Source organism: Burkholderia sp. AU45251, from assembly GCF_030482905.1.
Taxonomy (GTDB): Bacteria; Pseudomonadota; Gammaproteobacteria; order Burkholderiales; family Burkholderiaceae; genus Burkholderia; species Burkholderia aenigmatica.
The window spans coordinates 1-25186 of record NZ_JAUJQH010000001.1; the positions used below are offsets into that span (position 1 = coordinate 1).

The 25186-nt window shown below is 67.0% G+C and carries 24 protein-coding genes; 18 read left to right on the top strand and 6 right to left on the bottom strand.

All coding sequences use genetic code 11. The annotated features are described in order from the left end of the window. The coding region (locus tag QZM67_RS00005; RefSeq protein WP_301800129.1) for an aldehyde dehydrogenase family protein at window positions 1-431 on the top strand (431 nt) is incomplete at its 5' end. 45 nt (window positions 432-476) lie between these two features. Here the strand turns inward: QZM67_RS00005 and QZM67_RS00010 are convergent. Next, a complete protein-coding gene (locus tag QZM67_RS00010) occupies window positions 477-2714 on the bottom strand; it encodes a TonB-dependent siderophore receptor (protein WP_175023932.1) in 2238 nt (745 codons plus the stop codon). Between the two features lie 323 nt (window positions 2715-3037). Here QZM67_RS00010 and QZM67_RS00015 point away from each other — a divergent pair, with 323 nt between their 5' ends. After that, entirely contained in the window at window positions 3038-4102 is a 1065-nt protein-coding gene (locus tag QZM67_RS00015) for an asparaginase (RefSeq protein ID WP_301800130.1), read from the top strand. A 105-nt stretch (window positions 4103-4207) separates the two neighbouring features. Here QZM67_RS00015 and QZM67_RS00020 read toward each other — a convergent pair whose 3' ends face one another. Beyond that, window positions 4208-5182: a LysR family transcriptional regulator gene (locus QZM67_RS00020; protein WP_301800131.1), complete on the bottom strand. Its 975-nt coding sequence runs from the start codon at window positions 5180-5182 to the stop codon at window positions 4208-4210. Window positions 5183-5323: 141 nt separating this feature from the next. On the opposite strand from QZM67_RS00020, the gene aspA reads away from it, so the two are divergent. After that, window positions 5324-6730 (top strand): aspartate ammonia-lyase, encoded by a 1407-nt coding sequence (gene aspA / locus QZM67_RS00025; RefSeq protein ID WP_043179337.1) that lies wholly within the window; start codon window positions 5324-5326, stop codon window positions 6728-6730. Between the two features lie 107 nt (window positions 6731-6837). Next, window positions 6838-8349 carry an amino acid permease gene (locus QZM67_RS00030; RefSeq protein ID WP_175023929.1) on the top strand — a complete coding sequence of 504 codons (1512 nt, stop codon included), beginning with the start codon at window positions 6838-6840 and terminating at the stop codon, window positions 8347-8349. 62 nt (window positions 8350-8411) lie between these two features. On the opposite strand, the gene QZM67_RS00035 is transcribed toward QZM67_RS00030, so the two are convergent. Beyond that, window positions 8412-9095: an alpha/beta hydrolase gene (locus tag QZM67_RS00035; RefSeq protein ID WP_301800132.1), complete on the bottom strand. Its 684-nt coding sequence runs from the start codon at window positions 9093-9095 to the stop codon at window positions 8412-8414. A 686-nt stretch (window positions 9096-9781) separates the two neighbouring features. On the opposite strand from QZM67_RS00035, the gene QZM67_RS00040 reads away from it, so the two are divergent. Continuing rightward, on the top strand, window positions 9782-10090 hold the full coding sequence (locus QZM67_RS00040) for a DUF485 domain-containing protein (protein ID WP_043179330.1): 309 nt from the start codon (window positions 9782-9784) through the stop codon (window positions 10088-10090). Further along, window positions 10087-11817, top strand: coding sequence for a cation acetate symporter (locus QZM67_RS00045; RefSeq protein ID WP_175023927.1), 1731 nt, complete (start codon window positions 10087-10089; stop codon window positions 11815-11817). The genes QZM67_RS00040 and QZM67_RS00045 overlap by 4 nt, the downstream gene beginning before the upstream one ends. Before the next feature lie 158 nt (window positions 11818-11975). On the opposite strand, the gene QZM67_RS00050 is transcribed toward QZM67_RS00045, so the two are convergent. Continuing rightward, window positions 11976-12215, bottom strand: coding sequence for a hypothetical protein (locus QZM67_RS00050; RefSeq protein ID WP_301800133.1), 240 nt, complete (start codon window positions 12213-12215; stop codon window positions 11976-11978). Window positions 12216-12272: 57 nt separating this feature from the next. Between QZM67_RS00050 and QZM67_RS00055 the strand changes: the two genes are divergently transcribed. The 5 genes from QZM67_RS00055 to QZM67_RS00075 are packed head-to-tail and all read left to right on the top strand — an operon-like array spanning window position 12273 to window position 17381. After that, window positions 12273-14654, top strand: coding sequence for an MCP four helix bundle domain-containing protein (locus QZM67_RS00055; protein ID WP_301800134.1), 2382 nt, complete (start codon window positions 12273-12275; stop codon window positions 14652-14654). A gap of 22 nt (window positions 14655-14676) precedes the next feature. Further along, the gene (locus QZM67_RS00060; protein ID WP_175023957.1) at window positions 14677-15405 is read left to right on the top strand and encodes a methyl-accepting chemotaxis protein; all 729 of its coding nucleotides are present in this window, start codon (window positions 14677-14679) and stop codon (window positions 15403-15405) included. Then, entirely contained in the window at window positions 15402-15983 is a 582-nt protein-coding gene (locus QZM67_RS00065; protein ID WP_175023924.1) for a hypothetical protein, read from the top strand. The genes QZM67_RS00060 and QZM67_RS00065 overlap by 4 nt, the downstream gene beginning before the upstream one ends. 32 nt (window positions 15984-16015) lie before the next feature. Beyond that, the gene (locus QZM67_RS00070; RefSeq protein WP_043179324.1) at window positions 16016-16975 is read left to right on the top strand and encodes a chemotaxis protein CheX; all 960 of its coding nucleotides are present in this window, start codon (window positions 16016-16018) and stop codon (window positions 16973-16975) included. A 40-nt stretch (window positions 16976-17015) separates the two neighbouring features. After that, a complete protein-coding gene (locus QZM67_RS00075; protein WP_011355572.1) occupies window positions 17016-17381 on the top strand; it encodes a response regulator in 366 nt (121 codons plus the stop codon). Window positions 17382-17421: 40 nt separating this feature from the next. Here QZM67_RS00075 and QZM67_RS00080 read toward each other — a convergent pair whose 3' ends face one another. Next, window positions 17422-17952 (bottom strand): DMT family transporter, encoded by a 531-nt coding sequence (locus QZM67_RS00080; RefSeq protein ID WP_089453338.1) that lies wholly within the window; start codon window positions 17950-17952, stop codon window positions 17422-17424. A 90-nt stretch (window positions 17953-18042) separates the two neighbouring features. Between QZM67_RS00080 and QZM67_RS00085 the strand changes: the two genes are divergently transcribed. From QZM67_RS00085 to QZM67_RS00105, 5 genes are all read left to right on the top strand, one after another. After that, window positions 18043-18948, top strand: a complete 906-nt coding sequence (locus tag QZM67_RS00085; RefSeq protein ID WP_301800135.1) for a LysR family transcriptional regulator — start codon at window positions 18043-18045, stop codon at window positions 18946-18948. A gap of 140 nt (window positions 18949-19088) precedes the next feature. Then, window positions 19089-19673, top strand: a complete 585-nt coding sequence (locus QZM67_RS00090; protein ID WP_301800136.1) for a hypothetical protein — start codon at window positions 19089-19091, stop codon at window positions 19671-19673. Between the two features lie 10 nt (window positions 19674-19683). Then, window positions 19684-20136: a DUF3592 domain-containing protein gene (locus QZM67_RS00095; RefSeq protein ID WP_301800137.1), complete on the top strand. Its 453-nt coding sequence runs from the start codon at window positions 19684-19686 to the stop codon at window positions 20134-20136. A 153-nt stretch (window positions 20137-20289) separates the two neighbouring features. Beyond that, on the top strand, window positions 20290-21231 hold the full coding sequence (locus QZM67_RS00100; protein ID WP_301800138.1) for a hypothetical protein: 942 nt from the start codon (window positions 20290-20292) through the stop codon (window positions 21229-21231). Window positions 21232-21266: 35 nt separating this feature from the next. Beyond that, window positions 21267-21701 (top strand): DUF3592 domain-containing protein, encoded by a 435-nt coding sequence (locus QZM67_RS00105; protein WP_301800139.1) that lies wholly within the window; start codon window positions 21267-21269, stop codon window positions 21699-21701. Between the two features lie 12 nt (window positions 21702-21713). Here the strand turns inward: QZM67_RS00105 and QZM67_RS00110 are convergent, their stop codons facing one another. After that, window positions 21714-22595: a LysR family transcriptional regulator gene (locus QZM67_RS00110; protein ID WP_175023956.1), complete on the bottom strand. Its 882-nt coding sequence runs from the start codon at window positions 22593-22595 to the stop codon at window positions 21714-21716. 133 nt (window positions 22596-22728) lie between these two features. Between QZM67_RS00110 and QZM67_RS00115 the strand changes: the two genes are divergently transcribed. Further along, window positions 22729-24138, top strand: coding sequence for an MFS transporter (locus QZM67_RS00115; protein WP_301800140.1), 1410 nt, complete (start codon window positions 22729-22731; stop codon window positions 24136-24138). 120 nt (window positions 24139-24258) lie between these two features. Further along, window positions 24259-25053 carry an enoyl-CoA hydratase gene (locus QZM67_RS00120; protein WP_301800141.1) on the top strand — a complete coding sequence of 265 codons (795 nt, stop codon included), beginning with the start codon at window positions 24259-24261 and terminating at the stop codon, window positions 25051-25053. Window positions 25054-25186 lie beyond the last annotated feature (133 nt).

Genomic DNA, 25186 nt, shown 5'->3' on the forward strand with positions numbered 1-25186 from the left:
TCTGCGAGCAGCAGGTGAACGACGCGATCGCGCGCGGTGCGCGGCTGCTGGTCGGCAACGTCCGCGACGGCGCGCTGTATTCGCCGACGGTGATCGATCGCGTGACGCCCGACATGCCGCTGGTGAAATATGAAACCTTCGGCCCGGTGTCACCGATCATGCGTTTCCGCGACATCGACGAAGCGATCCGGATGTCGAACAGCACCGACTATGCGCTGTCGTCGTCGGTCTGCACGAACCGCTTCGATAACATCACGCGCTTCATCACCGAGCTGGAAGTCGGCAGCGTGAACGTGCGCGAAGTACCGGGCTACCGGCTCGAAGTGACGCCGTTCGGCGGCGTGAAGGATTCGGGGCTCGGCTACAAGGAAGGCGTGCAGGAAGCGATGAAGAGCTTCACGAACGTGAAGACGTATTCGCTGCCGTGGTGAGCGAGGCGGGGAGGGGCGTGCCACGCCCTCCCGCCGCCAATAGCGTTACTGATAGAAGTTGAGCGTGACCATGGCCGAACGGCCCGGCGCCCACGTCGCGTAGATCGGATACGCGCTCGCGTAATACTTCTTGTCGAACAGGTTCTGCACGTTCAGTTGAACGTCCATCGTCTTGTTCACGCGCCACGTTGCGGCCGCGTCGAAGCGCGCGTAGCCGGGCGTCCATTTCTTCGTCGTCGCGGATACCGACGCATAGGTCTGGCTCATCACCGTCGCACCGGCGCCGAGCGTGAGCTTCGGCATCACGTCGTAGCTCGTCCACAGCGTGAAGTTGTGCTTCGGCACCATCACCATCGGCAGGCCCGATGCGCCCGGGCTGCCGGGGCCCGCGTCGGTCGTGATCGCGTTCAGGTACGAGTAGCCGCCGAACACGTGCCACTTCCGCGTCAGGTTGCCCGCGAAGCCGAATTCGAAGCCGCGCACGCGCTGCTTGCCCGCGTTGACCGTGTGACCGAGGCCGTCGCTGACACGCGCGTTGGTCTTCTCGGTCTGGAACAGTGCCGACGTCAGCGACAGCTGGTCCTGCAGCACGTCCCACTTCGCGCCGATCTCGATGTTGCGCGAGCGCTCGGGGGCGAGGTCCTGGTTCGTCGCAGTGATCTGGTCGGTGCCGCCGCCGAGGCCGCCGTTCGACCCCGGCGGGTTCGACGACGTGCCGTACGACGCGTACAGGCTCACGTTGGTCACCGGCTTGAACACGAGGCCGAACTGGTAGCTGAACAGGTTCGACGTGTTCGACAGGTCGGCCACGCCGGCCTGCTTGCCGGTCGTGTCGTAGCGGTCGAAGCGTAGCCCCGTGTTGAACTGCCAGCGCTCGGACAGCTTCACGGTATCGAAGATGTACGCGGACACCGTGTCGGTGCGCGTGTTCGTCGTCGGGCCGGGGAAGCCCTTGTCGCCGTTCAGCACGACGCTGCCGGTCCACGGCATGTTCGGGTTCCAGCCGCCCGCGAGCGGCGTGCAGTTGCCGGCCACCGAGCAGGGGCCGCCCGAGCGGATGTTATTGCCGGCCGAATCCGACACGAGGTAGCCCTCGTAGCGCGCCTGTTCATGGCTGAACTCGACGCCGGCCGTCATCGTGTGCTTCATGCCGAACAGGCTGGCGCTGCCGGTCACTTCGGTCTGGTTCGAGAAGCCGTTGAGCGCGTACTTGCCGCTCTTCGCCTGCAGGCCCAGCATGTTCGGGTTCGACGCGAGGATCTGCGGATTCGTCGCGACGTAGTCGAGCGTCGAGCGGCCGAACATCGTCGTGTTCTTCAGCTTCCAGTCGTCGTTGATCTTGTGCTCGACCCGCACTTGCGCGGTGTCGGTCTGCCCGTAGCGGTAGTCGCGCGTGTTCAGCCCGAAGAACTGCCCGCGATCGGTCGGCACCGGCGTGCCGCCCGTCGAACGGAACGGCACGCTGAAGTCCGGCATGTCGTACGAGTTCATGTGGTAGTAGCTGACCGTGACCGTGGTCGGCGTGTTCAGCCCGAACACGATCGACGGCGCGACGCCCCAGCGCTTGTTGTACACGTCGTTGCGGCCGGCCTGGTTCGCGTCGTGGCCCATCACGTTCAGGCGCACGGCCGTCGTGTCGTTGATCTTGCGGTTCGCGTCGACCGTCGCGCGTTTGTAACCGTCGGTGCCGAAGCCGATGCTGCTGTTGATGAAGTCGTCGTTCTTCGGCGTCTTCGTGACGATGTCGATGCTGCCGCCCACCGAGCCGCGGCCCGCGTAGACCGAATCGGGGCCCTTGATCACGCTGATCTGCTCGACCGCGAAGGTCTCGCGGTTCTGCAGCCCCGAGTCGCGCATGCCGTCGACGAAGATCGAGTTGCGCGATTCGAAGCCGCGGATCACCGGGCGATCGGCCGACGGGTTCGCGGCCGCATCGCCGCCGAGGAACGTGATGCCCGGTACCGAGCGCAGCGCGTCCGCGAACGACGTGACGTTCTTTTCCTTGATCAGTTGCTCGGGGATCACCGTGACCGAGCGCGGCGTATCGAGCAGCGGCGCGGTGAACTTGTACGACGGCGAGCGCTTCACCTGCATGTCCGACAGCGCGGACGACTGGACCGCGATCGTCGGCAGCGTCGCCGGCACGTCGGCGGACGGGGCCGGTTGGTCGGCGGCGGCGGGAGCAGGGGCGGTTTCGGCGGAAGCGAGCAGCGGCGTCAGGAACACGGAGCAGGTCAGCGCCGATACGAGGGCGCGAGGCCTCGTCTTGAACTGGGCGGGCATATCGGGAAGCAACGGAAGATTCGGTGAACGGGTGCGTTTTCTCGATGCCGGCCGGGCAGGCGAGGGGCATCGGAAACGTCAATGTAAATGCGTATGATTCGCGTTAACGGTCGCAATTGTACGGATTAGCACCAAATATGTAAACGATTGAATGGTTTTTGTACTAATACGGTCAGGTTTTCGTGGGGGCGCGATTGCCTTTGCGTCGCGTGCAACACGGCTTTCCATGACCTGACCGGCGCGCGGCGGCGGCGACTCGATACACTGCCGTACCGGTTGGACGGGCCCCGGCAAGCAGGCCCCAAGCAAGGAGACAACACACGATGGACACCCAACGCGCAGCAGTCGTCACGTACCGCGGCGATGCGATCGAGAACACGCACCTTGCCCATGTGGCGGTGGTCGATGCCCGCGGCGGGCTGCTGGCCCGGTTCGGCGATCCGTTCCGGATGACGCTCGCGCGCTCGGCGGCCAAGCCGGCCCAGGCGTTGTCGGTGATCGAGACGGGCGCGCCCGAGCGCTTCGGCTTCGACGATGCGGACATCGCGCTGATGTGCGCGTCGCACAGCAGCGAGGACCGGCATATCGAACGCACGCGCGCGATGCTCGCCAAAGTCGCCGCACACGAATCGGACTTGCGTTGCGGCGGCCATCCGCCGTTGTCGGACGCGGTGTACCGGTCGTGGATCAAGCGCGACTACACGCCGACCGGCGTGTGCAGCAACTGTTCGGGCAAGCACGTCGGGATGCTGGCCGGCGCGCAGGCGATCGGCGCCGCGATCGCCGATTACCATCTGCCCGAGCATCCGATGCAGGTGCGCGTGAAGCACGTGGTGGCCGATGCGTGCGGGCTGCGCGACGACGAGGTCGACTGGGGCATCGACGGGTGCAACCTGCCGACGCCGGCGTTTTCGCTGGATCGGCTGGCGCGTCTCTACGCGTCGCTGGCCGACGGGGCGGATACGGTGGAAGCGGGCGGTGGCGCTGTCACCGATCGAGTGCGCGCGCTGGCGCGCATTCATCGTGCGATGACCGCCTATCCGGAACTGGTTGCCGGCGACGGGCGCTATTGCACGGTGCTGATGAATGCGTTCGACGGGCAGGTGGTCGGCAAGCTCGGCGCCGATGCGTGCTACGGAATCGGCGTGCGGGCGTCGGCGCACACGCGGGAGCTGGGCGCCGACGGCGCGCTCGGCATCTCGGTGAAGATCGAGGATGGCAATCTCGACGTGCTCTACATGGTCGTCAGCGAACTGCTCGAGCGGCTGCAGATCGGCACGGCCGCGCAGCGCGCACAACTGGCCGGCTTCCATCGGCCGCGGATGCTCAACACTCAGGGCGTCGAGATCGGGCACGCCACGTTCCCGTTCGAGTTGCAGCCGGCCTGAACGGCGCGGATGCGCTACTGCTGCGGGCCTGCGACCCGGGCCATGCGCCGAGGCGCGCACGTGCCGGCGTGCCGGCCGACGCGAGCGTGAATGCAGGCGCGGGCGCTACGCGCTCGCGCCGCGAATCTTCGTCAGTTCCAGCTCCGACAGCTCGCCGATATGCGCGAGGTGTTCCGCGAGAAAGTCCTTCAGTACGCGCAGCTTCGCCGAACTGCGCCGGTTCGCCAGATACGCGATGTAGATGTATTCGCCCGTCAGCCGGTTCTGCAGCCGGTAGCGCGGCAGCACGGCTTCGAGCCGGCCGCTCGCGAGCAGGTCGCGCACCAGCCAGATCTCGAACTCCGCGATGCCGAGCCCCGCGGAGGTCGCTTCGAGCAGCAGCTCCGAATGGTCGGTGACGAGGTTGCCGGCCGGCAGCAGGCTGTGATGCGTGTCGCCGTTCACGAGATCCCAGCGCGGATCGCCTTCGGGATGCACGTAGCGCAGGCAGTTGTGCTGCCTGAGGTCGTCCGGCGTGGACGGGCGCCCGCAGCGGTCGAGATAGCCGGGCGTCGCGCACAGGATGCTGTCGTTGCGCGACAGGCGGTGCACGACGAGGTTGTCCAGGTAGTTCTCGCCTTCGTGAATGTCGAGATCGAAGCCGCCGGCCACGAGATCGTTGTGGTTGTCGGTGAGCCGCACGTCGAGCTGGATCGTCGGGTAGCGCGCGAGAAACGGCGCGACCAGCGGCGCGAGATGGCGGCGGCCGAATGCCACCGGCGCGGTGAGCTTCAGCGGGCCGCTCGGCTGCGCATTCAGTTCGGCGACGACGCGCAAGGTGTCGTCGAGATCGGCGATCAGCGTGACGGCGCGCTCCAGGTAGATATGGCCCGCTTCGGTGAGCGTCACGCTGTGCGTCGAGCGGTGCAGCAGCGCGACGCCGAGTGCCTCCTCGATCGCCGTGACCTTGCGCGCGACGGTCGACGTCGACACGTGCATCTCCTTCGCGACCGCCGAAAAACTCCCCGTTTCGACCACTTTCACGAATGCGCGCATCGCGCCCAGGTGATCGATGCCGGTTTCTCTCGCGCCTCTTTTCATTCGATTCTCGCTGTTGCGTCCCACGCAAAACCGCTTTCGATAATACAGAAGCGAGCTTGTTTTTGCAAAGGCATAGAATGCGAACCCGTCGCGTCGGGAAGCGGCGAACGACGAGCGGCACGAGACACTCAGGAGGGCACGATGACAGAAAACGGCTTCCGCGTCGAAGCGGATCTTTTAGGTAAACGAAGTATTCCGGACGAGGCGTACTACGGCGTCCATACGCTGCGCGCGAAAGAGAATTTCGACATTTCGGGCCGCACCATTGCGTCGCTGCCGTATCTCGTGATGGCGCTCGCCGCCGTGAAAGAGGCCGCGGCCGACGCGAACTGCGAGCTCGGGCTGCTGCCGCGGCCGTACCGCGATGCGATTGCCGCGGCGTGCGTCGAGATCCGCGAAGGGCGTCTGCACGACCAGTTCGTCGTCGACATCATCCAGGGCGGGGCCGGCACGTCGACCAACATGAACGCGAACGAGGTGATCTGCAACCGCGCACTCGAAATCATGGGGCACGCACGCGGGCAGTACGAGTACCTGCATCCGAACGAGCACGTCAACCTCGCGCAGAGCACCAACGACGTCTATCCGACCGCGATCCGGGTCGCGACCTGCTTCGCGGTCGAGCACCTGATCGAAGCGATGGCGCGCCTGCGCGACGCGTTCGCGGAGCGGGCCGACGCGTTCGCCGGTCTGCTGAAGCTCGGCCGCACGCAGTTGCAGGACGCGGTGCCGATGACGCTCGGCCAGGAATTCTCGACCTACGCGGTGATGCTGACGGAAGACATTGCGCGCCTGCAGGAAGCCGGCTGGCTGATTCGCGAGATCAACCTCGGCGCGACCGCGATCGGCACCGGGATCACCGCGCATCCGGAGTATGCGGAGAAGGCGCTGGTGGCGCTGCGGCGCATTACCGGGCTCGACCTGAGCACCGCGCCGAACCTGATCGAAGCGACGCAGGATTGCGGCGCGTTCGTGCAGGTGTCGGGCGTGCTCAAGCGCATCGCGGTCAAGCTGTCGAAGATCTGCAACGACCTGCGGCTGCTGTCGAGCGGCCCGCGCGCCGGGTTCGGCGAGATCAACCTGCCAGCCGTGCAGGCGGGCTCGTCGATCATGCCCGGCAAGGTGAATCCGGTGATCCCGGAAGTCGTCAACCAGGTCGCGTTCGAGGTGATCGGCAACGACCTGACCGTGACCTTCGCGGCCGAAGCCGGGCAGCTTCAGCTCAACGCGTTCGAGCCGGTGATCGCCAGCGCGCTGTTCCGCAGCTTCAGCCATCTGACGGCCGCGTGCACGACGCTCGCGCAGCGGTGCGTGAGCGGTATCACCGCGAATCCGGAGCGGCTGCGCGAAACGATGGAGCGCTCGGTCGCGCTCGCGACCGCGCTGAACCCGTACATCGGCTACAAGCGCGCGACCGCCGTGGCGGCCGAAGCGCACGCGACCGGCAAGTCGATCCGCGAGGTCGTGCTGGAGCGCGCGTGGATGACCGACGCGCAGGTCGAAGAGGCGCTGCAGCCCGAAGCGCTGATCCGGCCGCGCGTGCTTTGACGCCGGCTGCGCGGCACCGGCACCGGCTGCCGGCGGCCCGCGCGCGATAGATCCAGACGCGCCCCCTGCGCGGGGCGCGGCACATCAAGAAACAACGGAGACTCACGATGAAACACAGCAGCGAGCGCCCGGCCGATCCGGCCGGCGGCGCGGATTCCCGTCATGCCGACCCCGATGCGATGTTCGCGTCGCACGAAGCCGGCTATGCGAAGCAGTTGAAGCCGCGGCACGTGCAGATGATCGCGATGGGCGGTGCGATCGGCACCGGCCTCTTTCTCGGGGCGGGTGGGCGCCTGCAGCACGCGGGGCCCGCGCTCGCGCTCGTGTATCTCGTCTGCGGCGTGTTCGCATTCCTGATCATGCGCGCGCTCGGCGAGCTCGTGATGCACCGGCCGACCAGCGGCAGCTTCGTGTCGTACGCACGCGAGTTCATGGGCGAGCGCGCGTCGTTCGTCGCGGGCTGGATGTACTACCTGAACTGGGCGACGACCGGCATCGTCGACATCACCGCGGTCGCGATCTACATGAAGTACTGGGCCGTGTTCACCGACGTGCCGCAGTGGGTGTTCGCGCTCGGCGCGCTCGGGATCGTGTCGGTGATGAACATGATCGGCGTGAAGGTGTTCGGCGAGATGGAATTCTGGTTCTCGATCGTCAAGGTGGGGACGCTCGCGGTGTTCCTCGCGGTCGGCGCCGTGTTCCTCGCGAGCGGCCATCCGGTCGCCGGCCAGATGCCGGGGCTTCACCTGGTCGCGGATCACGGCGGGATCTTTCCGCACGGCATCCTGCCGGCCGTGCTGATCGTGCAGGGCGTCGTGTTCGCGTACGCGAGCATCGAGCTCGTCGGCGTCGCGGCGGGCGAGACCGCCGATGCGCGCAAGGTCTTGCCGAAAGCCATCAACAGCGTGATGTGGCGCATTGCGTTGTTCTACGTCGGCTCGGTCGTGCTGTTGACGATGCTGCTGCCGTGGACCGCATACAGCGCGCACGAAAGCCCGTTCGTGACGTTCTTCAGCAAGCTCGGCGTGCCGTACGTCGGCACCGTGATGAACGTCGTGGTGCTGACCGCCGCGCTGTCGAGCCTGAACTCCGGCCTCTATTCGACCGGGCGCGTGCTGCGCTCGCTCGCGATGGGCGGCTCGGCGCCGCGCTTCGTGTCGCGGATGAACGCGCGCGGCGTGCCGTACGGCGGGATCCTGATCACGGTCGCGATCAATGCGATCGGCGTGCCGCTGAACTACATCGTGCCGGCCCAGGCGTTCGAGATCGTGCTGAACATGGCGTCGCTCGGGATCATCACGACATGGGGTTTCATCGTGATGTGCCAGATCCTGTTCCGTCGCGCGGTCGATCGCGGCGAGCTGAAGGCCGTGTCGTTCCGGATGCCCGGCGCGCCGTTCACGTCGTGGCTCACGCTGGCCTTCCTCGTCGGCGTGCTGGTGCTGATGGCATTCGACTATCCGGGCGGCACGTGGACCATCGCGACGATTCCGGTCGTCGTGCTCGCGCTGGTGGTCGGCTGGAAGCTGGCGAAGCGCGGTGCCGCGCGGGAGCAGGCGGCGGATGCGCTTGCGTCTGCGGCCACGCGCGCCGTCGCCGATCCGGCTCGGGGCGCCTGAAGCGGGTACGCGCCGGGCGCGCCGGCTCGTTCGCGAGCCAGCACCCCGGCGCCCCGTGACAGTCAGTTCAATCCGGTGCGTTCGCCGACCCATCGGCCGAAATCGCCGGCCATCTCGTCGGTCAGCTCGTGGCCGGCGTTGTACAGCCGCGTGTCGTGCGCGACGCCGAGCGCTGCGAGTTTCGCGTCGGCGGTGTCGGCCCACGCGACGGGCAGCTTGTCGTCGAAGCGGCCGTGCATGATCAGCGCATGGAGCGGGCGAAGCGCATCGCGCGGCGCGACCAGCGGATCGATTTCGGGCAGGATGCGCCCGCACAGCACGGCGAACGCGGCGACATCGCCCGGCGACGTGAGCCCGACGCTCGCGCTCATGATGCCGCCCTGGCTGAAGCCGGCGATCACGGTCGGCAACTCGGCGCCCGCACCGTCCCGCGCGCGGAAGGCACGTAGCAGCGTGATCAGCTTGACGCGGCTGGCGTCGGCGCGGGCCGCGTCGATTTCGGGGCCATTCGGGCCGAAGCGCACCGGAAACCACGCGTGCTGGTTGGGCCCGAACGTGAGCGGGGCGCGCAGGAACGCGATCTCGATGCGCGGATCGATGACGTCGGTCAGGTTCAGCAGATTGGTCTCGTTGCCGCCGACGCCATGCAGCAGCAACAGGCGGGCAACGGGGCGGCCGGTGCCCGGGCGCAGCCGGTACTGGAGGCTCGACTCGGGATCGGTGATCAGCGGCAGGACGTCGGTCATTGCGTGGGTCCGGAAAGGGGAGCGATGCGACAGTCTAGTGCGTGCGGACGGGGACGTGAATCGCCGGCGTGCGATTGATTGTTTCCTGTCTGGAATGAATTCGATGCCGCGCGCCCGTCATGCGGGCGCCGGCGGTGCTGTCGCAGCGCCCGGGCTTGCCATCTTCGATCGAACCACGGCCATGCCAGCGCCTGCGGAGGGTGCCGACAGGATCCGGAGCCGGGCCGTCATATCAAGCTGCATCACGACGAGCGTCGGAAGCAAGCTGACTGACAGCGGCGCGTTTCGCTGATGGCTGTCGTTGCAAAAGATCCGTCGACGCTTCGCCGCCGGCGAGCGTGCGCATCGTTGCCGCGCGGATGCGGTGGCTCCGCTACGCCCATCCCCCTCCATCGGCTCGATCGACGTGAGTGAGCGGCGCTGCGCAGGAATAGCCGTTTATCGAGGACGATCGAAAAATTGCGTCCTGACTAACCCGCATCGCTCCGCTGAAACGGCGTCGACGTTACGGCGCGCTCCGCGCACGGCCGCATACACGCATCGAGCGTCTCGCGTGCGACAGCGCCACAGCGTCCCGTGCCGCTAGGGAAAACCATAGTGCGCCCACGAAAGATCGAGTAAGCACGCAGTCAGCTTCGCTGTTCAGAATCGCCGGACTCATTCAAGAGCAAACCAGGAGACAGGCGATGCATGATGGGTTGGTGAAAAAAATCGAAGCGCATCCGAAGTATGCGCAGCTCAAGCGACGACGCAACACGCTCGGTATCTGCCTGACCGTGCTGATGCTGATCGTGTACTACGGCTATATCGCCCTGATCGCATTCGACAAGTCGTTCCTCGCGAAGCCCGTGAGCACCGGCGTGACGAGTGTCGGCGTACCGGTCGGCATGGCGGTGATCGTGTTCACCGTCGTCATCACCGGTATCTACGTGCGCCGCGCGAACAACGAATACGATCAACTGACGCAGGACATCCTGCAGGACGTCGCCCAATGAAGAAGACACTTTCGATGACGCTGGTTGCGCTGCTGGCGGCGGGCGTGTGCGGCGTGGCCGTCGCGGGCGGCGGCGATGTCGGGCAGACCGCCAAGCAGGCGACCAACACCACGGCCATCGTCCTGTTCGCGCTGTTCGTGGCAGGGACGTTGTGGATCACCAAGTGGGCGGCGGCGCGCACGCGTTCCGCCGCGGATTTCTACACGGCCGGCGGCGGCATTACCGGTTTTCAGAACGGCCTGGCGATCTCGGGCGACTACATGTCGGCGGCCTCCTTCCTCGGCATTTCCGCCGCGGTGATGACGTCGGGTTACGACGGCCTGATCTACTCGATCGGCTTCCTGGTCGGCTGGCCGGTCATCACGTTCCTGATGGCCGAGCGGCTGCGCAACCTCGGCAAGTTCACCTTCGCCGACGTCGCGGGCTACCGCTTCGAACAGGGGCCGATCCGCAGTTTCGCCGCGGTCGGCACGCTGGTGGTGGTGGCGTTCTACCTGATCGCGCAGATGGTGGGCGCGGGGCAGCTCATCAAACTGTTGTTCGGTCTCGACTACTGGGTGGCCGTCGTCATCGTCGGTGCGCTGATGATGGTCTACGTGCTGTTCGGCGGCATGACCGCCACCACGTGGGTGCAGATCATCAAGGCGTGCATGCTGCTCGCGGGCGTAACGTTCATGGCGATCATGGTGCTCGCGCAGTACGGCTTCAGCCCGGAGGCGCTGTTCGCCCATGCCGTGGAAGTCAAGACCGCGATCGCCGCGAACGCCGGCAAGTCGCCGGACGACGCGACCCGGATCGGGCTGTCGGTGATGTCGCCGGGCGGGTTCATCAAGGATCCGATCTCGGCCATTTCGTTCGGCATGGCGCTGATGTTCGGCACTGCCGGCCTGCCGCACATCCTGATGCGCTTCTTCACGGTGCCGGATGCGAAGGAAGCGCGCAAGTCCGTGTTCTGGGCCACCACCTGGATCGGCTACTTCTACGTGCTGATCTTCATCATCGGTTTCGGCGCGATCACGCTGGTGCTGACCAATCCGGAACTGTCCGACGTGGCCAAGGGCGTGATCAAGGGCGGCGCGGGCACGGCCAACATGGCCGCGGTGCTGGTGGCCAAGACGGTGGGCGGCGACGTGTTCTACGGCTTCATCTCGGCCGTGGCCTTCGCGACGATTCTGGCGGTGGTCGCCGGGCTCACGCTGTCGGGCGCGTCCGCGGTGTCGCACGACCTCTATGCCACCGTCTTCAAGAACGGCAACGCGAACAGTGCGGACGAGCTGAAGGTGTCGCGCATCACGACGCTGGTGCTCGGCGTGATCGCCGTGTTGCTGGGCATCGCGTTCGAGAAGCAGAACGTCGCGTTCATGGTGTCGCTGGCGTTCGCGGTGGCGGCGTCGGCCAATTTCCCGGTGCTGTTCCTGTCGATGATGTGGAAGGGCTGCACCACGCGTGGCGCGGTCATCGGCGGGTTCCTGGGGCTGGTCTCGTCGGTGGGGCTGACCATCGTGTCGCCGTCGGTGTGGGAGGCGACGCTCGGTTATCCGAAGGGTTCGGCATGGTTCCCGTACACGTCGCCTGCGTTGTTCTCGATGACGATCGGCTTCGTGGGCGTGTGGCTGTTCTCGGTACTCGACACGAGCCTGCGCGCGAACGCGGAGAAGGGCGCGTTCGCCGCGCAGCAGGTGCGTTCGGAAACGGGGCTGGGGGCGACGCGCGCCAGCAGCCACTGAGCGGTAGCCGGTCACGCCCGCCCCGGGGCCGACGATGCGATTTATCGTCGCTCGTCGGCCCCGGGGCGGGCGGCATCGTTTTCATCCGTCCGTCGAATGACTCGCCGGCAATAAAAAATCGCGAATTCGACTGGATTCGCCGATAATGCGCAAACGTTTTACGAAAGCCCGATTGCAGCTAATCCGCGGATTGAATAAATAAAAAGAAAATATCCGAATCCCGGATTTTCCGCCTGCGCCGTAGTGTCGCTCGAAGCCTTGTGGCAGGAGGTTAACGGCAGATTCCGGTAATACTTTAGGGCTCTTTCGTCACAATTGTTCATTTCATTTTTATCAATGAACGATTGATTTCCGGTCATCGGAGCGTCATACACCATCCCCGATAATTCGGCGCTCACATTCTTTCAATAGACCAAACGGCGGTCGAAGCCGGATCGCTGCGGGGAGCTGTACTCATGACCATTCGTCATCGCATTACGCTGCTAGTCGTCCTGACGTTCTTCGCGCTGTCCGCGATCGGCATCTATGCCGTGTACCAGACGCGCAAGAGCGCGTCCGAGGTGCGTCAGGTCACCCAGGGAATCGTGCCGAGCGCGCTCGCGTCGGCGGATCTCGTCGCCGATGTGAAGAACATCCAGATCGCGACGATGACGCTCATCTACGCGCCCGACGCCAATACCGCCGCGCAGGCGCGCGATGAGCTGAAGGCGAAGCAGGCCGCGCTGCGCGCCGCACTCGACGTGCAGGCGAAGTCGGCGGTCGGGCAGGCGCAGGTCGGGCTCGTCTCGCAGGCGAAGGACAGCGCCACGAACTACTTCGCGGCGATCGACGACACCGTGAAGATGAAGACCGACGGCAAGCCCGAGATGGCGCAGGCGTACCTGTTCGCGAACGTCGCGCAGTATCGCGATGAACTCGAAAGCATCGTCGACACGCTGCGCGTCGAGAAGAACCGCCAGAAGGACGACGCGATCAATGCGCTGAACGGGATGCTGTCGACGACGGCGACCGCGATCGCGGGCGTCGCCGGCACGGTGATCGTGCTGCTGACCGCGCTCGGCCTGCTGCTGTATCGCCAGATCACGCGCCCGCTGAGCGGGATGCAGACGGCGATGAGCGAGATCGCGACGAGCCAGGATTTCACGCGCCGCGTGCCGGTGGGCCGGATGGACGAAATCGGCCATTCGATCGTCGCGTTCAACGGGATGATCGAGAAGATCCAGGAGAATGCGGCGCAGCTCAAGCAGAAGACGGCCGACATCCAGGCGATGCTGCAGAACATGCAGCAGGGGATCCTGACGGTCGTTGAAGGCGGCGTCGTGCATGCGGAGTATTCCGCGTACCTCGAAACCATCTTCGAGACGAGCGACATCGCGGGCCGCGACCTGATGGCGCTCGTGTTCGACGATTCGAACATCGGCTCCGATGCACGCTCGCAGGTCGACGCGGCCGTGCACGCGTGCCTCGGCGAAGACAGCATGAACTTCGCGTTCAACGAGCACCTGCTGGTGAACGAAGTCGCGAAGCGGATGCCGGACGGCCGCGAGAAGTGGCTCGACCTGAGCTGGTCGGCGATCACCGACGAGACCGACACGGTCGTGCGCCTGATGCTGTGCGTGCGCGACGTGACCGAGATTCGCGAGCTGACCGCGCAGGCCGGCGAGCAGCAGCGCCGCCTCGAAATGATCGGCGAGATCCTGTCGATCAGCCAGGACAAGTTCCACGACTTCGTGCACAGCGCGAAGGGCTTCCTCAGCGAGAACGAGCGGATGATCCGCCAGCACGAGCGCGCCGATCACTCGATCGTCGCGGCGCTGTTCCGCAACATGCACACGATCAAGGGCAATGCGCGCACGTACAGCCTCCAGCACCTGACGAACATCGTCCACGAAGCGGAGCAGGCCTACGACTCGCTGCGCCGCGCGGACGGCGGCCCCGAGTGGAACCGCGATGCGCTGATGGACGACCTGGCGCGCGTGCGCGAGGCCGTCGAGCACTACGCGACGATCAACGCGGTCACGCTTGGCCGCAGCGGCGACGCGGTGCAGGGCGCCGATTTCCTGATGGTCGAGCGCGCGCACATCAGCGAGAGCCTGCGTGTGCTCGACGGCGCCGATCCGGCGAACGCGGCCGACTGGCACGCGGCGCGCGACGCCGTGCGCCGCATGCTGGGCCAGCTCGGTACGCAGGGCATCGGCGATGCGCTCGGCGGCGTGATCGAGTCGCTGCCGTCGCTCGCGGCCGAACTCGGCAAGCCGGCACCCGTCGTGCATATCGACAGCCACGGCCACCGCGTGCGCAGCGAAATCGCCGCGACGCTGAAGAACGTATTCATGCATCTGCTGCGCAACTCGATGGACCACGGGATCGAATCGTCGGACGAGCGTCGCGCAGCCGGCAAGGCGGCATCCGGCACGATCGACATCGCCGTTGGCGTGGGCGGCGGCGAGCTGTGGTTCGTGCTGAGCGACGACGGCCGCGGCCTCGCACTCGACCGGATTCGTGGCATCGCGCGCGAGCGCGGCTGGATCGACGCCGACCACGATGCGGCGCTGTCCGATGACGAGGTAGCCGAGCTGATCTTCCGGCCGGGTTTCTCGACCGCGAGTGCCGTGACCGAAGTGTCGGGGCGCGGCGTCGGCATGGACGCGGTGCGCAACTTCCTGAAGCGCGACGGCGGCGATATCGCGCTGCGCTTCACCGACGATCGCGTCGGCGCGCCGTATCGCGCGTTCGAGACGATCGTGTCGTTGCCGGCCCGCTTCGCGGCCGACGCTGCTGCGCAGGGCGTCGCGCACGAGCGTGCGCGCAGCGCGGATATCGGCGCGGCGGAGTGACGACGTGATCGTGCAGGCGTGGATGATCCAGATGGCCGCCGCCCTGGCGGGCGGTGCCGTCGTCGCAATCGTGGCGGCGGTCGTGTTTCGCGTGACGCGCAAGCGGCTCGTCGCGGCACTTGAACGCGATACGAAACAGTTGCGCGGCGCGCTCGACGCAGCCGATGCGCGCGTCGCCGACGCGGCGTCGGCGCACGCCGAGGCGGCCGACGCATGGGCGCAGCGCGAGGTGCAGCTCGAGGATGCGCTGGCGCGCGAGACGTCCGCCGCCGGCACGCAGCGCGACGCCATGCAGGCGCTGTCGGCCGATCGAACGGCGCTCGCGCAGCACGCGATGAAGATCGCCGACGAAGCCGCGCGCTTGCGCGGGCTCGCGGGCACCTTCGAGCGCTGGCACGAGCAGATGATCTCGCTGACCACGCAGAACCAGGACATGCGCACGAAGAACCAGGAGCTGTCGGCGATCGTCGCGCACGTGTCGATCGTGTCGCTGAACGCGTCGATCGAGGCCGCGCGCGCCGGCACGGCCGGGCGCGGCTTCTCGATCGTCGCGAGCGAGGTGCGCGGGCTGGCCGCGCGCTCGCAGCAACTGTCGAACAGCTATCGCGACAGCCTGAACCGCAACGATCTCGTGACGGCCGCGACGTTCCAGGACATCCAGGCCGGCGGCAAGATGATCACGGCCGCGCTCGCGACCGTCGAGACGCTGGCCGGGCAACTGCACGCGCGGATCGAAGGAGGCGCGGCGTGATCAGCGCGCAGGCGAAAGCCGGCTTCGAACGGATCTTCTTCGACGCGGCGCACACACGGCTCGCGTCCGGTGGCGCGTGCGACATCCGGCCGTCCGCCGGCCTCGCGCACGACGGGCACGATCACGCGCATGCGAAGTCGCGTGCAAAGCCGAAGGTGCCCGAGCATGTCGCGGTGCTGACGATCTCGGCGCTGCATTTCCGCCTGCTGCTCGCACTGCGCTTCAGCGACGACGACGCGACGCGCCGTCATTTCGCCGGCGCGACGGCGGGCACGAGCAGCCAGCGGCCGCTGCCTGAGGCGTTCATGGAAGTCGCGAACCTGTGCTGCGGCGCGATCAACCAGGCGCTGACCGTGCCGTTTCCCGACCTGGGGATGTCGACGCCTTATCTGCTGAGCGGATCGAGCATCGACTACCTGCACGCGCTGGCGCCGAATCACGTGGCCGCCTACGACCTGACGCTCGATGGTGACGTGCGGGTCGGTGCGACGTTGTGCGTGTGCGCGAACGCGCCGGTCGATTTCCATATGCCGGAAACGGCCACGGTGGATACCGGCGGCGAGCTCGAACTGTTCTGACCGACCCTGATCGACCATTAGGAACCCTTGAGATGACCCTGGACAAACCCGTCAGCAAGGTGCTCGTACTCGACGACAGTCGCGCGCATGCTGACGCGATCAAGCGTTTCTGCGACGAGCACAACCTGGTCGGCCTGACCGTGCGGCGCAACCGGCTGCTGAAGGTGCTGCGCTCGAACATCGACCTCGGCGCGATCCTGCTGGCCGAGGATTACGGCGGCTCACCGGCCGAGAGCGCGATCATCGCGACGCAGATCGATGCGCTGCGCCCCGAGCTGCCGATCATCCTGCGCCGCGAATCGCTCGCGTCGCGCGACGGGCTGCCGGAGGCGCTCGCGCGCGTCGCGTGCGCGGCCTATGTCGCGGACGACATGACGCCGCTCAAGCGCGCGATCGACGAATACCTGTTCGGCCGCGATTACCCGAACGCACTCGTGCGCGGCATCTCGGAGATCACCGAGGCGCGCATCGACAGCCTGTTCCCGGGCATGACGATCGAGCACGAAACGCCGTGCATCGTGCGCGACCAGATCATCTTCGGCGAAGTGTTCAGCCTGATCGCGCTCGAAAGCGCGTGGTGCCGCGGCTACATGCTGCTGCAGACGAGCGAGCAACCGCTGCTCGACATGATCGGCGGCACTCGCGACGCCGGCCGCGCGCCGGATTTCCGCGACGTGAACAGCGTGCTCGGCGAGCTCACCAACCTCGTGTGGGGCGCGTTCAAGAACCGCTATCTCGGCGACGCCGAGGCACTGGCGCGCCATCCGGTGCAGGTGCCGCTCGTCGTCAATCACAAGCAGAAGTTCATCTCGTTCGGCGGCGACTGCCCGCAGCTCTGCTTCAAGTACCGGATGACCGACCCGGCATCGGGGCGCTCCGTCTGCCTCGATCAGCGTTTCGTGTTCAGCCTCAGCTGGTCGCCGGAGGATTTCCGCGAATCGGTGCAGGACGTGGGGCCGATGGTCGAATCGGGCGAACTCGAACTGTTTTGAAGAGTGAAGTCAGCAACAAGGAAAGGAAGGGGAATACGACATGGCAAAGATTCTGGTGGTCGACGATTCGGGTACGGTGCGCGACGAGGTCGCGGGCTTCCTGCGCAATCACGGGCTTGACGTCGCGACGGCCGTCGACGGCAAGGACGGCCTCGCGAAGCTCAAGGCGACGCCCGGCGTGCGCCTCGTGATCAGCGACGTGAACATGCCGAACATGGACGGCCTGACGATGGTCGAGAAGATCCGCGGCGAGCTGGCGAACTCGACGGTCAACGTCGTGATGCTGACGACCGAAAGCAGCCCGGCGATGAAGGAGCGCGGCAAGGCCGCCGGCGTGAAGGGCTGGATCGTGAAGCCGTTCAAGGGCGACGCGGTGCTTGACGCGCTGAAGAAGCTCGCGGGCTGACGCATACCGGGCTTTAGCGCGCCCGCTGCCGCCCGCGCATTCAGCGCTGCGGTTCCGGCTGCGCGACCGCCGCGTCGCCGGTTGCGGCCGGCGCGCGTGGCGCGGGCGTCTGCCATTGCACGACGATCATCCCCGCGAAGATCAGCGCGACGCCCGCGATGCGGCCGGGTGTCGCGAGGCGCTGCGCGAGCCCCATCAGCCCGTAGTGGTCGATCAGCAGCGACGCGAGCGTTTGCCCGGCGACGACGCAGACGATGAAGGTCGTCGCGCCGAGCCGCGGTGTCAGGATCAGCGCGAGCGTGATGTAGATCACGCCCGCGAGGCCGCCGAGCCACATCCACAGCGGGCGCTGCAGCGCGTCGCCGACGAGCGGCGCGTTCGCGCGGGTGGCCAGCAGCATGGGCAACACCGCGAGCAGGCTGACCGTCAACGACGCGACGCTCGCCCACAGCGGGTGGCCGAGCGCGCGCCCGAGCGCGGCATTGCTGCCGCCTTGCAGCGGCACGAGCGCGCCGGCGACGAAAGCCGCGGCGGCGAGCGGAAGGGTGGCGAAGGAAAGGGAAGTCGTCATCTTGGTCGGTGATGAAAGGATGTTGAAATGATTGTTATCCATTAAGATCGCGAATGGAAATTCGTTCTTCGGATGCTTCATATTCCTTTCATGAATAATCTGGCCCGCATCGACCTGAACCTGCTCGTGACGCTGCACGCGCTGCTGAGCGAAAAACACATCTCGCGCACGGCCGTCCGGCTGCACCGCAGCCAGCCGGCCGTGAGCCATGCACTCGCGCGCCTGCGCGAAATCTTCGGCGATCCACTGCTCGTGCGGCGCGCGGGGCGACTCGAACTCACCGCGCGGGCGAACGAACTGGTCGAACCGCTGAACGACGTTCTCGGCCGGCTCGGCGCGCTGATCGAGCCGCAGGCGTTCGATCCGTCCGCGGCCACGCGCGTCTTTCGCATCGCGATGTCCGACTACGGCGCGCGGATCGTGCTGCCGGCGCTCGTGAGGACGCTGCGCGCCGATGCGCCGGGCATCGAGCTGATCGTGTCGCAGGCCACGCGCGAGGCGATGCGGATGCAGCTGATGGACGGCGAGGTCGATCTCGCGCTCGGCGTGCTGCCCGCGTTGCAGCGCGACCTGCACGCGCAACCGCTGTTCGTCGAATCGTTCGCGTGCATGGCCGATGCGAGCCGCCTGCCGCCTGGCGGCGAACTCGCGCTCGACGCTTGGCTCGCGCGGCCGCACGCGCTGGTCGCGATGCGCGACGGGATGGACAACGAAGTCGATCGCGCGCTCGCGCGGTTGAGGCACGAGCGGCGCATCGCGGTGATCCTGCCGTTCTGGAGCGTCGCGAACGACCTGATCGCCGGCACCGACCTCGTGCTGACCGTCGCGCGCCGCAATCTCGATCGCGTGCGCGACGACGCGCGCCTGTGCGTGTTCGAGCCGCCGTTTCCGATCGATTCGTTCGAGTTTTCCCAGTACTGGCACGAGCGCCGGCACGGCGACGCCGCGCATATCTGGCTGCGGCAGACGATCGCGCGCGTCGCGAGCGGCGGGTAGCCGCGCGGCGCGGCCGGCAGGGCGCGCAATTTACAGCGCGCCGCGATATCCGTATCCTGCGGAATGCCGAGGGCGGCGTGGCGGCGCGACAGGCGCAGCACGCCCGGCATCCACAACAATCAGGAACGGGACACCTTCCCATGAAAATCAAGATCGAGCGGGCAGCGCTCGCGCGCGGCGCATGCGTGATGCTGATGGCTGCGCTGGCAGGCGGGTGCGCCGGCACCGGGCAGCAGCAGGCAAAACAGGCCGCCGTTGGCGGCGGTTCGTCGTACACGTGCAACCCCACGCAGTCCGACGGACAGGCGACGGCCGGGAGGGGCGCCAACGGGTGCTATTTCGTGCTGCACGATCCCGCGACGAAACAGGTGCTGCCGAACACGCACTATGCATTCGCGCTTTACACGAGCGCAGCCCAGGACAACCAGGAACTCGAGGTCGAAGGCACGACCGACGCGCAGGGGCGTACGGTCTACGTGCGTTCCGCCGCGCCGATCGATGCGGCGCGCATGGTGCTCGTCCGCACGGTCGGCGACGGCCCGATGGGGCGCATCCCGGTGCTGGTCCGGCCGCAGGACGGCAAGCGCATTCCGTTCGCGCAATACAAGGTCACGGGCTGCAACGGCCTGTACGAAGGCGTGACCGACGAAACGGGGCGCGGCGTGATGTATCGCTGCAAGACGCAGTCGAAGATCGAGGTGTCGTTCTATCAGTCACGCAAGTAGGGTGGGCGGGATGGTGTCCGGATCCGGCCGCACCGCCGCGCAGCAGACGGAGACGCTGATCGCGAAGGGCATCGTCTTTACCATCGCGGGCACGTGCATGCTGGTCGGCACCGCGCTGTACGCGCAGTCGACGCGCGAATTCCTGCGGACGTCGGTCGTCGTGCCGGGGCGTGTCATCAAGCTGAACGCGGGCCCGCATCATCCTGAGATCGCGTTCACGACGCTTGCGGGCGAGCAGGTCGAATACCCGCAGGGCGGCTCGGTGAGCGAGCAGGACGGCGCGACCGTCGAGGTGCGCTACACGCCCGACGAGCCCGGAATGAGCGCACGGTTGAATACGTTCGGCGCGATCTGGGGCGACGTACTGATGTTAGGCGGGATGGGCGTCGTCTTTTTCCTGGGCGGCGTCGGTCAACTGCGGTCGGGCGTGCGTGCGTGGCGCAGCGGGCGCAAGCGCGCGTGACCGCTGGCGCCGCACTGAATCCTGCCGAACTCCGTCGAGCAGAACATGATGAAACACCTGCACGAGACTGCTGGGCCGGTTGCGTTGCCGCGTGAACGCTCGCGTGCGCGACATCGCTGCAGGCTGCCTCGTCACTTCAAAGAGCATCCCGACATGACCATCCGCTTGATACCGTGGCTGATCGCGATCGGCACCGCATGTGCGGGCCTGGCCGCACACGCGGCGGGCACCGCGCATTCGCTTGACGAGGTGCCGGGGAAGTTCAGTTCGCCCGAAGCACGCGCCGCGTACGCGCGCGACATGAGCGGCGCGCCCGAACAGGACGGTTTCGGCGTGCACCTGCCGCCCGGCTTCACGAAACAGGCGCTGGTCGCGCAGCTTGCGCCGGGCCAGCCGCTTGGGCGCGTCGTGCTGGTCGGCGCGAAGCCGTGGCCGCAGCGCCCCGGTGCGTTTGTCGCGATCGTCTGCGCGGCACCGACCGACGGCCTCGCGCGCGACGTGCTGAAATTGGGTGTGCCCACCGATTGTGAGGGCTATGAGCACCACCCCGGTGTCGATGACACGAAGGAGCTGGTCTGGCTGGGCGTGTTCGAGCGCGGTGCGGATGGTGCGCCGTGCCTCGTCGCACGTACCGAACAGCCGCTCGACCAGGCGATCGACTGGAGCCAGACGAATATCGAGAGTCCCGACCCCGCCAGGACGGAGGACGTCGCAATACGGCCCGAGCGGTGGTTGCGGTTCGATCTCGCCCCCTACGCGCTGCGGGCGGGCGATGCGGCATTCGGCGTGCGGGCAGGCTGGTCGGCCGGGTATTCGGGCGGCGGCGCATCGTTCGAGGCGTTGTACCTGTTCCGGATCGACGGCAAGACGCTGCGCGTCGTGTTCGCGCAGCCGATGATGTACTACCAGGATGTCGCCGGCGACTGGCATCGCGACGGCACGCGCGATCACGACATCACGGAGGCCAGCAATACGCTGAACGTGCTGCCGGCGTCGACGGAGGGCTTCCACGACCTGCAGCTGCGCCAGCGCGGCGGCAAATGGCGCCAGACGTTTCGCTGGTCGCCGGCCGACGGCGAGTATCAGCCGCGCTGAAGCAGCGCGATCGTCGACGGCCACGCGCTTCGAACATGACGCAGACATCCGGCATGCAGGTATTCAAGGGCGGCTTCGCCGTGCTGACCGGCACGGTGCTGCTGGTCTTTGCGGTCTTCGATTTCCAGTCGACCCGCGATTTCATGCGGGAATCGATCGTCGTGCCGGGGCGTGTGGTCCGGCTGACCTACGGGCCGCATCATCCGGACATCGTATTCACGACGCGCGCGGGCGAACGCGTCGAATACCCGCAAGGCGGCGAGGTCGACGTCCATCTCGGCGAGGCGGTCGAGGTGCGCTACCTGCCTGCCGAACCGCGCATGAGCGCACGGATGAATACGTTCGGCGCGCTGTGGGGCGACGCCCTGATGATCGGCGGGATGGGCGTCGTCTTTTTCCTGCTCGGCGTCGGCCAACTGCGGTCGAGCGTGCGCGCGTGGCGCAGCGGGCGCACGCCGGCCGCGCGTTGACACACGGGCGCGCTACCGGGCAGAGGGCCCGGCCGTCGCAAATTCCTCGACGACGGCTTCGATCACGGCCTGCACGCGCGCGGTCTTGTAGAGATCGGCATGGGCGACGAGCCACACGTCGAAATGATTGCATCGCCGCGCCATGAGACGCACCAGTTCGGGCTCCGCGTCGGCGCGGAAGCACGGCAGCTCTGCAATGCCGAGCCCCGCTATCGCAGCCTCGACCAGCATCATCGTCGACGAGGTCTGGAACATGACGCGGCCGCGCGAGGTCGGTTCGCCGCACAGCGCGTCCCACATCGTCGGCACCACCGGCTGCTGGTACATCACCAGATCGTGCCCATCGAACGCGCTGCCCGCGACCGGTTCGCCTCGCTCGGCCAGATAGCGGCGCGAAGCATAGATGCCCGTTTCGAGATGCCCGAGCCGCCTGACGATCAGATCCGGCGAATCCGGCCGCAACGTGCGAATCGCGAGGTCCGCATCCCGGCGTGTGAGGTTGGCGATCTCGGCCGATGTCACGCACACGACGTCGATGCCTGCATGCCTGCGCCGCAGGCGGGCGATCGCGGGCACCACGAAGCGCTTGCCGAGCGAGTCGGTCGTGGCGATGCGCACGGACCCGGCCAACTGCTCGTCGAGCCCCATCACGCGGCGTTCGATCGTGAGTGACGCCCGTTCCATCGTTTCGGCCGGTTCGAGCAGGGCTTCGCCCGCGGTCGTCAGCACATAGAGGGTCGGCGTTCGAAGAAACAGGCGGGCGGAGAGTTCATCTTCCAGCGCGGCGATCCGGCGTCCCACCGTCGCCTGGTCGACGTTCAGTTGCGCCGCGGCGCTGCGCAGCGTGCCGGTGCGCGCCAGGGCCAGAAAGAAGCGGGCGTTGTCCCAGTTCATGCGGGTCGACTGTGTCATCGGGCGGGGCGGTGTGCGGGGAGGGTGATGCAAATCTGCATCAGGTAAATGCGAAATTACCACTTTTCTGCATCGCGTTCCGTTTCTAGACTTCCGGCATCCGTCTGGAGGTTTCATGTCCGATTGCAATCCTGTATCCGTCCCCGTGCCGATGACGGCCGCGTATCGCCCCACGGCGCGCGAGCAGCGCTTCACGCTGGCGCTTGTCGCGATCGGCATGTTCATGGCGGTCCTCGATTCGACGATCGTCAACGTGGCGCTGCCCGCGATGCGGACGAGCCTCGGCGCGACGGTCGCCGAACTCGCGTGGATCGTCGACGCGTATACGCTCAGCTTCGCCGCGCTGATTCTCGCGGGCGGTGCGCTGTCCGACCGGTTCGGCGCGAAGCGCGTGTATCTCGCGGGGCTGGCGCTGTTCGTCGGCGCATCGGCGGCGTGCGGCGTCGCGGCGTCCGTGGCCATCCTCGTGGCTGCGCGCTTCGTGCAGGGCATCGGCGCCGCGCTCTTCCTGCCCGCGTCGCTCGCGGTCGTGCGCAGCACCTTCGACGTGCCCGCCGAGCGGGCGCGGGCGATTGCGGTTTGGGCGGGCATCGCGTCGGTCGCCGTCGCCGTGGGGCCGGTGCTGGGCGGCATCCTCGTCGACGATTTCGGCTGGCGCAGTGCATTCCTGATCAACGTACCGACCGGTGCGGTCGCTTTTGCCGGGGCGGCGGCACTCGTTCGGGCATCGGTCGCGCAGCATGTGCGCCACTTCGATTGGGCCGGCCAGGGTGTCGGTGCGACGGCGCTCGGCGCACTGTGTTTTGCCGTGATCGAATTGCCGACGCGCGGCGCTGGCGCTGCGGACGTCTGGGGCGCGTTGCTGGTCGCCGGGCTCGCATCGGTCGTGCTGATCATCGTCGAGCGGCGTGCGCGCAATCCGATGGTGCCGCTGGCGTGGTTTCGCAATCCCATCTTCGTCGCGATGAACCTGATGGGCAGTCTCGTCTATGTCGGCTACTTCGGCTTGCTGTTCGTACTGAGCCTGTATCTGCACGGACGCTTCGGCATGAGTGCTCGGCAGACGGGGCTGACGCTGTTGCCGTTCGCGCTGAGTTTGTCGCTGGGCAACCTGTTGTCGGGAAAGCTGCATGGCCGCGTCCGCCCGGTCCGGTTGATGGCGAACGGCCTTGGGGTGGCGGCGCTGGCGATCCCTGCGATTGCGATCGCGCTCACGCTGCGCGCGCCGTGGCCGGTGGTCTGGGCGGTCATGGCCGCATTCGGCACGGGAACCGCGCTGTCGGTGGCGCCGATGATCGCGACCGTGCTCGAACAGGTGCCCGCGGACGCGGCGGGCGTCGCGTCAGGATTTCTCAATGCGGCGAGACAGGCTGGCAGCCTGCTCGGCGTGGCCATCGCAGGCGCCGCGACGATACTGTTGCCGGATCTGACCGAGGCGCTGTGGGCGATCGCCGCGGTCGGTTGTGTCGCCTATGCGATCGCCGCCTTTGCCGCGCGGACGGCCGGCAAGGCGAGTGGCACGTGACTGGACGCCACACGGAATGTGGAGGACCATTTCATCACCACGGTGCCGTGAACGTGCGTGCATCAACGCCGCGCGTTTGCGCCGCATCGAATCGTGCCGAACCCCAACGAGCGGAACATCATGGAATCCGATCAAGAGACTGCCGAGCCGATCCTGCTGCGCGACGCGCACGACGGCGTCGTCACGCTGCGGTTGAACCGTCCGCAGCAGTTCAACGCATTGTCCGAGGCGATGCTCGCCAGCCTGCACGATGCGTTCGACACGCTGGCGGCCGATCCGCACCTGCGCTGCGTCGTGCTGGCCGCCGAAGGCAAGGCGTTCTGCGCGGGCCACGACCTGCGGCAGATGCGCAGCAAGCCCGAACTCGACTACTACCGCGCGCTGTTCGCGCAGTGCAGCCGCGTGATGCTCGCGATGCGCGCGTTGCCGGTGCCGGTGATCGCGCGCGTGCACGGCATTGCGACGGCGGCCGGCTGCCAGCTCGTCGCCGCGTGCGACCTGGCGATCGCGGCCGATACCGCGCGCTTCGCGGTATCGGGCATCAACGTCGGGCTGTTCTGTTCGACGCCGGCCGTTGCATTGAGCCGCAACGTCACGGCGAAACGCGCGTTCGACATGCTCGTGACTGGGCGCTTCGTCGATGCGGCGACGGCTGCCGCGTGGGGGCTCGTCAACGAGGCCGTGCCCGAGGACGCGCTCGACGCGGCCGTCGCACGCAAGGTCGCCGAGATCGTCGCGAAGAGTCCGGCCGCGGTGAGGGTTGGCAAGCAGATGTTCTATCGCCAGCGCGAGTTGTCGCTCGACGAAGCCTATGCGTATGCGGGCGACGTGATGGCGCGCAACATGATGGAAGAGGATGCGGGCGAAGGGATCGACGCGTTTCTCGAGAAACGGAAGCCCACGTGGCGTTCGTAGTGCGTTGTCGCAGGGGGCGTTGAACGGAACGGCAGGGCCGTCATCCACGCCGTTTCCGCCCGCCGCAACGCAAACGGGCCGCCCGCGGCGGCCCGCCAATCCAGCGGAACACAAGGCGACGCGATAGTGCGCC

What these genes read in the sequence shown, in the direction of transcription:
- QZM67_RS00095 (WP_301800137.1), top strand. Translation starts at nt 19,684, where the DNA reads ATGGTGTCCGGATCCGGCCGCACCGCCGCGCAGCAGACGGAGACGCTG.
- QZM67_RS00105 (WP_301800139.1), top strand. Translation starts at nt 21,267, where the DNA reads ATGACGCAGACATCCGGCATGCAGGTATTCAAGGGCGGCTTCGCCGTG.
- aspA (WP_043179337.1), top strand. Translation starts at nt 5,324, where the DNA reads ATGACAGAAAACGGCTTCCGCGTCGAAGCGGATCTTTTAGGTAAACGA.
- QZM67_RS00100 (WP_301800138.1), top strand. Translation starts at nt 20,290, where the DNA reads ATGACCATCCGCTTGATACCGTGGCTGATCGCGATCGGCACCGCATGT.
- QZM67_RS00120 (WP_301800141.1), top strand. Translation starts at nt 24,259, where the DNA reads ATGGAATCCGATCAAGAGACTGCCGAGCCGATCCTGCTGCGCGACGCG.
- QZM67_RS00045 (WP_175023927.1), top strand. Translation starts at nt 10,087, where the DNA reads ATGAAGAAGACACTTTCGATGACGCTGGTTGCGCTGCTGGCGGCGGGC.
- QZM67_RS00010 (WP_175023932.1), bottom strand. Translation starts at nt 2,714, where the DNA reads ATGCCCGCCCAGTTCAAGACGAGGCCTCGCGCCCTCGTATCGGCGCTG.
- QZM67_RS00075 (WP_011355572.1), top strand. Translation starts at nt 17,016, where the DNA reads ATGGCAAAGATTCTGGTGGTCGACGATTCGGGTACGGTGCGCGACGAG.
- QZM67_RS00060 (WP_175023957.1), top strand. Translation starts at nt 14,677, where the DNA reads ATGATCCAGATGGCCGCCGCCCTGGCGGGCGGTGCCGTCGTCGCAATC.
- QZM67_RS00040 (WP_043179330.1), top strand. Translation starts at nt 9,782, where the DNA reads ATGCATGATGGGTTGGTGAAAAAAATCGAAGCGCATCCGAAGTATGCG.
- QZM67_RS00085 (WP_301800135.1), top strand. Translation starts at nt 18,043, where the DNA reads ATGAATAATCTGGCCCGCATCGACCTGAACCTGCTCGTGACGCTGCAC.
- QZM67_RS00035 (WP_301800132.1), bottom strand. Translation starts at nt 9,095, where the DNA reads ATGACCGACGTCCTGCCGCTGATCACCGATCCCGAGTCGAGCCTCCAG.
- QZM67_RS00020 (WP_301800131.1), bottom strand. Translation starts at nt 5,182, where the DNA reads ATGAAAAGAGGCGCGAGAGAAACCGGCATCGATCACCTGGGCGCGATG.
- QZM67_RS00055 (WP_301800134.1), top strand. Translation starts at nt 12,273, where the DNA reads ATGACCATTCGTCATCGCATTACGCTGCTAGTCGTCCTGACGTTCTTC.
- QZM67_RS00070 (WP_043179324.1), top strand. Translation starts at nt 16,016, where the DNA reads ATGACCCTGGACAAACCCGTCAGCAAGGTGCTCGTACTCGACGACAGT.
- QZM67_RS00015 (WP_301800130.1), top strand. Translation starts at nt 3,038, where the DNA reads ATGGACACCCAACGCGCAGCAGTCGTCACGTACCGCGGCGATGCGATC.
- QZM67_RS00110 (WP_175023956.1), bottom strand. Translation starts at nt 22,595, where the DNA reads ATGAACTGGGACAACGCCCGCTTCTTTCTGGCCCTGGCGCGCACCGGC.
- QZM67_RS00080 (WP_089453338.1), bottom strand. Translation starts at nt 17,952, where the DNA reads ATGACGACTTCCCTTTCCTTCGCCACCCTTCCGCTCGCCGCCGCGGCT.
- QZM67_RS00115 (WP_301800140.1), top strand. Translation starts at nt 22,729, where the DNA reads ATGTCCGATTGCAATCCTGTATCCGTCCCCGTGCCGATGACGGCCGCG.
- QZM67_RS00030 (WP_175023929.1), top strand. Translation starts at nt 6,838, where the DNA reads ATGAAACACAGCAGCGAGCGCCCGGCCGATCCGGCCGGCGGCGCGGAT.
- QZM67_RS00090 (WP_301800136.1), top strand. Translation starts at nt 19,089, where the DNA reads ATGAAAATCAAGATCGAGCGGGCAGCGCTCGCGCGCGGCGCATGCGTG.